General features: G+C 41.9%; 5 protein-coding genes. All 5 read right to left on the bottom strand.

Annotated features, from left to right (window positions below):
- Positions 1-103 precede the first annotated feature (103 nt).
- On the bottom strand, positions 104-2,086 hold the full coding sequence (locus O3627_RS11635) for a pLS20_p028 family conjugation system transmembrane protein (RefSeq protein ID WP_125383379.1): 1,983 nt from the start codon (positions 2,084-2,086) through the stop codon (positions 104-106).
- A 5-nt stretch (positions 2,087-2,091) separates the two neighbouring features.
- The gene (locus O3627_RS11630; RefSeq protein ID WP_125383377.1) at positions 2,092-3,288 is read right to left on the bottom strand and encodes a hypothetical protein; all 1,197 of its coding nucleotides are present in this window, start codon (positions 3,286-3,288) and stop codon (positions 2,092-2,094) included.
- A 3-nt stretch (positions 3,289-3,291) separates the two neighbouring features.
- Positions 3,292-3,615, bottom strand: coding sequence for a TrbC/VirB2 family protein (locus O3627_RS11625; RefSeq protein WP_002898679.1), 324 nt, complete (start codon positions 3,613-3,615; stop codon positions 3,292-3,294).
- Between the two features lie 228 nt (positions 3,616-3,843).
- A complete protein-coding gene (locus O3627_RS11620) occupies positions 3,844-5,760 on the bottom strand; it encodes an AAA family ATPase (RefSeq protein WP_002896821.1) in 1,917 nt (638 codons plus the stop codon).
- On the bottom strand, positions 5,760-6,125 hold the full coding sequence (locus O3627_RS11615; protein ID WP_002896822.1) for a hypothetical protein: 366 nt from the start codon (positions 6,123-6,125) through the stop codon (positions 5,760-5,762). Before O3627_RS11615 ends, O3627_RS11620 begins: the two co-directional genes overlap by 1 nt.
- Positions 6,126-6,158: the final 33 nt, after the last annotated feature.

The following is a 6,158-nucleotide window of genomic DNA, read 5'->3' as shown; positions in this document are numbered from 1 at the left end:
CAACTGAAAAGCAATTAATAATTTATACAAGTTCATTATACTATATCTCAAATGATTGTCAAGACTGAAAAAACGGAAAGATAAGCTTCTTTCCGTTTTTACATTATTTTTTACCAGAATCTTTCTTATTAATACCGCCATTGTTTGAAGAACTGGACGGTTTATTATTAGTATTATTAGAAATCTGCGAGCCAGATGCTCCACCAATTCCCTGCTTAGCTTGATTCGGCTTATTCGCATTTGTCGCAGCATTTCCGACACCTGATGCTTCACTTTTAGTTCCTGCCTTCGAGTTGGCTCCAGAAGCTAAAGTACTAGATACTGCTGTTCTTCCAGCATTATAGTTTTCTTTAGCAGCACTGCCAACACTCTTAACAGAATTCTTAACCCCTTCTGCCGTGCCTTTAACAGAGCTCTTCGCGCTATCATAAGCACTATCAATACCTGCTTTAGCATGAGAACCTAGATTGGCTGCTGCCTTACCAACACCGCCAGCCTGCTTAATGCCTTCCATAGCACCTTTAGCTCCGCCAACAGTTCGAGCAGCTCCAGCTCCAATGCCTTTGACTGCTGCACCAGCACCTCGAGCAGCTCCTTTAGCTCCGCCAACTGCTTTCCGAGCTGCAGTTCCAACGCCACGAGCAGATTTCTTAGCCACACCTGGAGCAGCTTTAGCCATCTTCATGCCAGAGCGGGAAGCTGCTGCACCCGCAGCCATACCGGCGCCGGCCATACCGGCCAGTTGGCTTCCTCCGCCTTGGGACGGAGAAACACCTAACCAACGCTCAACAGCACTATTACCACTTACCAAAGCGAAATAGACACCTACATAAACGATAATAGAGGCCATGATGCTTTCCCAATAATTGAGGCCTGAAGCAAAACCGCCTCCTGATAAACCACTAACGACAATGCCTGGGAAATCTCTCAAGATGCTCATAGCAACTCGAAGCAGGATAACCTCAAAGAAAATACCTGTAATAGTTCCAAAAATGGTCTGAAGCAATTCTTTAAACTTTTCTGAGTTTTCAACAGAAGTATACCCAACGATTGGAGCAATCATGCCTGCTACCAGAACCTGAAAAACCGATTGGACGAACCGAATACTCATACTAATCAGTAAGGCTATCAAAATAACCTGCTGAACTATTAAGCCAATCCAATTGACACTGTAGCGAGGATAAACTGCTGAAAAGACATTTTCCAATTCACTCCAAGTCCCCGGCTTCACCTCATCAATCCGTACATTCCCCTGTTCATTCGATCGCAGAACTGAACTTAAGATAGGAGCTACGCCTTTGAAATTACTATTGCCATTGTCCCCATCTTTCTCAAACTGCTCTAATACTTCTTTATCTGTACCTCCATACCACGCACTGTAGTCTGTCTGCATAACATTCCCATCATCCAGTTTATTCAATTTTACGCTTTTATCACTAGGATTTAAGAATCCTCTTTCATCCATTCCCAATGTTTTGACGTTAAAATTATTCTGCATGAGCACATATAAGTCAACGACATTGCTTTCATAAGGTTTAAGTGACAATGATGAAAAGCTGGACTTCCCATCATCAGACATGGTCCGGACAGTTTTTCCATCTAGAGCAAGAGTCTTAGAGAATTCTTTAATTGCTTGGGGCAGCAAGCCCACAACTGCTGTAACCAAGAGAAAATGAGCAATGACATCCTTGTACTTCATTAAACCAGTCACAAAACTAGCTGCTAGGAACATTACCAAGAGTAGGACAAAAACAACTATTCCAAGCTTTTGCAGACCATCAAAAATCTGTCCGACAAAAGTATCGTTTTTATCCAAGTATTCAAAGAAACCAAAAAGCTTGAATAAGTTGTTATAAACATTTTCCAAAGCGATACTAATTGAATATAGTGCTTTAGTAATCCACCCTGGCAAGTTCAAAAAATAAGCAAAAGTTTGTGGAATAGATGATAGATAATTAGACCATTGCTCATAAAATTTAGCTGTCTCAATTGTAGGAGATTCGTTGTAGGGCCAATCAGGACTCACATCATCTTTGAAATTATTAGCTTTACTGATTAAATCTGAAAGACTTTCATAAGCCGGCACTCACATCACTTCCCTTCTTCGGAGGAAGAGGCTTGGCTGGATTCAGACGGCTGGGATTTCTCTGAGCTGCCTTCTGTTTCAGGTTTTTTATCGCCTTCTTCCGACCGCTTCTCTGAATTTTCTTCATCAGCTTTTTTCTCACTGATATAGATACTGGTGACAGGTTCAGAAGTAATCAAGAAACCATATTCAGCCTTGCCATCTTCTTTAATACCAAATGAAAGGCGTTTGATTTTATTGACTCCTTCAGCTGTCGAAAAAGTAATCACATAAGTCAAGGTAAAAGAACCATCTTTTTCCAATTTGACACTTTCCAATAGATTACTGATAACCTGAGCCTGCTCTGGCTGAGTATATTTGGCATCGCCAGAAGAGAGGAAAGGGTTGAGCGCTTCCTTATTTCCAGAATAGTAATTTGGAATAAAGAAACGTCCAAACACATCCGCTGCATGCTCTTTTGCTTGAAGTTTTTGGATGTTTTGCTGCTCTTGATAAAGATAAGCGGTCTGAGCCTCTAGCTCTGCTCGCTTGTTATTACCCATGATACCAATAACAACACCTACAAGGCCAATCAACAAACCTGCTATCCCAAGCCCCAGAGCAATCTTGCTCAAGAGCGGATTTTGTTCTCCCATTTCAGATACTCCTTTATTTCTAATCTTTTTAGAACTAGCTCTTTGCAGGGCTCCCTGCACGTCCGACTCAATAGGGAAGTAAGGAAGATCCGCCTGAGATAAGCCCAGACTTTCCGCATATGTTCTTAAAATCCCATTTTCTTTATCTGTAAAATAAAGAGCCAAGTCATCATAAGTGTATTCTTTGAAACGGGGATCGCGCAAGGAAGCTTCCATCAGCTTGGTCATCAGATTATCATAAGTATGATCAATCAGAAAAGGACTGATACTGGGCTCATCTTCAATAGAGGGCTTGCCGCTTTCGTTATTAGCCAGAGAGACCTTAGCAAAAGTAAAATCCCCAAATTGATCCCGCAAGGCACGAAAAAGAACCTCCGCCTGAAGAAAAGTCAGATAAGGCAGACTGTCCTCCATGGTTCCAGTGTCTAGAAAATGCTCTTCGTCAAGATCTTCAATTAAATCCTTAATCGCTGCATTGTGCTTGGGAGAGTCTTTGCCTTCCCATTCAATATAAACAAATGAGGAGTCTTTGATAACTCCTCCTTTTCCTAAACCAAATCCTGCCATAGATTAACCACCAAACATTTGCTGAATAAATGGAACGGCTTGACTGGCAAGGACAATGACAACAACACCGATGATTACATAAACAATATGCCCTTTAGCCCATTCACGCATCTTTTGTGATAACATCAGACCAATACCAGCTACAACCAACATAGCAACGGCAATAGTAAAACCAAGGGCAGTAAAATTTTGCGTCGCCTTATCTGCTCCCTGATTGACTGAATCAAACGGGTTCTTCCCGCCTGCAAAAACTGGACTAGAAGTCAGAAATGCAGCGAGGGCAGTCATCACTGCTAGCCATTTTTGTTTAACTTTAAGATTTTTCAAGGTAGTATCTCCTTTTCTTATTTATCATGCTTTATTATAGCCTAGTTGCATATCGGTTTCGCTGTATCATAAAGAGAAATGAAGATTTTCCCAAAAGATTTCTCTGATTTTCTTTTCGAAAATACAAACTCATGCAAAGCAAAATAGATTTTTATCTGTAATTCAACCTAAAGCAACGAACCTCTTAATCAGCCAATCAAAAGATTAAAGTCTGCTTGGGATAACTGATTACTCCACTTTCGTAGCTTCAAAATCCAGTGTCCGCTTGTCAATATGGTGAAAAATACCATCCGGTGCCTCTCCAATGACTTTGATTAGAACATTGTACTTGGCACCTCGACGTTGCAACAGAAAAAGCTTCTCAGCGATGGGACCGGTCACCCGATCCTGAATCAAACGCTCCAAAGGACGAGCACCATTTTCTACACTGGTTCCCTTGGAACGCAGAAAATCATAAAATTCCGCTTTGTCTTCATATTGAAGATAGACCTTTTGCTCAGCCAACCGTTTTTCTTCTTTCTTCCAAGCCAAATCTACGATAGCCTCAATGATATCAGCTGTCAACATATTGAAGACTACCTTGTTCCCAAAACGGTTGATGAACTCAGGCCGGAAGGTCAGACTTAGTTCTTCTACAATCCGATTCATAAAACCTTCATAAGCTAGGTCAGTCATCTCACCGAAGTTACCCTCGTTAGCGTAGGTCTTTTTGATTTCATCAGCACCTGAGTTGGTTGTCGCAATCACGATAGTATTTTTAAAGTTAATCTTGCGCCCTGTCCCTGTCGTCAAGTGACCTTCATCTAACACCTGCAAGAGAATATCGTAGATGTCTGGGTGGGCTTTCTCCAACTCATCCAGGAGAACTACAGAGTAAGGATTGTTTTTTACCGGCTCCGTTAGGAGACCTTTAGATCCAACAATGTTTTTACCAATCAGCTTATCCTTGTCACCTTTAGAGGAATACTCGGAACAGTCAATCCGTATCATAGCATCAACATTGTCAAAAAGAATCTTGGCTAGGGCTTTGGCCAACTCTGTTTTCCCAACCCCAGTTGTTCCTAGAAAGAGAAAGCTTCCCAGAGGTTTATTAGGCCGTTGAAAACCTTCTTTTGAGATATAAATGGTATTAGCCACCTGTGAAACTGCAAAATCCTGACCTTTTACATACTTCTTCAGCTCATCAGTGAAGTTCATCAGCCTCTCTGAGTCATCCTTCAGAATGGTTGTAACTGGAATCTTCTTCATTTTCTGGATGACGCGGGCAATATCTTCAATATCAACTACCTTGCGCTTCTCAAAATAAGCCTGAGCGGTCGCATCATCCAGCAAGTCAATAGCCTTATCAGGCAGAAAACGCTCAGGAATGTAACGGACAGCCAACCGAACAGCCTGCTCTACCGCATCGTCCGTGATGGTGATATTCCTTTCTTTTTCAAAACGCCTACGAATGTTTCCAAGGATAAAAATAGCTTGGTCTTCAGTAGGCTCCTCAACTGGTACCATCTGCACCCGCCGCTCCAAGGCCTTATCGGTTTCGATGGAACTTTGGTATTCTTCGTAGGTCGTCGCAGAAATCATCTGAATTTCCCCACGCGCCAAAGGCGGCTTGATAACATTTCCGGCATCCAACATACTGCCATCACCACCGGCTCCAACAATGGTATGGACCTCATCAATAAAGAGGATATTTTCACCCTTGGTTACCTTTAGCTCCTCAATAATCCGCTTGAGCCGCGAAACCATGTCTTCTCCATCTGACTTGCTGGAGATATTAGACAACTCCAAGGAACGAACTGTTACATGCTTAAACTCATCTGGGACATTGCCTTTTAGAATTTCTACCACCAAGCCGTCCACAATCGCTGTTTTACCGGTCCCGGCTTCTCCGACTAAGATAGGGGAGTTTTTAGTCTGCCGCAGAAGAGATACAATGACTTGCTCTACCTCTTTATCCCGGCCAAAAACTGTAAAATTGTCAATCTTCTTGCGAATCTTTTCCGTAACATTCTCTGTGTATTTATCCAGGTAAGGTGTCAGGCTCTCCTCTTCCTCAATTGACACTGGGTCTTGGAATTTCAAGGTATCGGGCATGATTTCTTCTTGGTATTCTTCTTTTTGCTGCAGTTTTTCAGTCTGTAACATTATCTTCTACCTATCCCTCTCTTTTCTGTTTTAGCGACTTCCTTACTCCTCATACGGTCAATGGATTGGTATCTTTTACGTCGACGCGTTAAGAAAATCCTAATCGCATGAAGATTGTTTTTTCCGCCGTTAAAAGGAAACATCAGATAAAGAGCAATGATAAAAGTCAGCACAACGAAACTGATGTATTCAACCGCTTGTTGCTTTGGAAAGACTTTCCCACTGCCTGTGAACTGCATAGCAAGAATTGGAGCCCCAAATACAAAGAGCAAACTGAAAAGGCGGATGCCGTAAAGTTTGACAGACGCAAAAAGATCTCGTGGAAAACCATAGGGACGGTTTTCATAATTGTTTTCTTCTGACATAAGATTCTCCTTTAACTTTTTCGTTACAGCTGA

The sequence above is a fragment of the Streptococcus sp. 27098_8_82 genome, assembly GCF_041431615.1.
Classification (GTDB): Bacteria; Bacillota; Bacilli; order Lactobacillales; family Streptococcaceae; genus Streptococcus; species Streptococcus sanguinis_K.
Note: the sequence above shows the minus strand (reverse complement) of the source record. Positions and strands in the feature narration are given on the sequence as shown.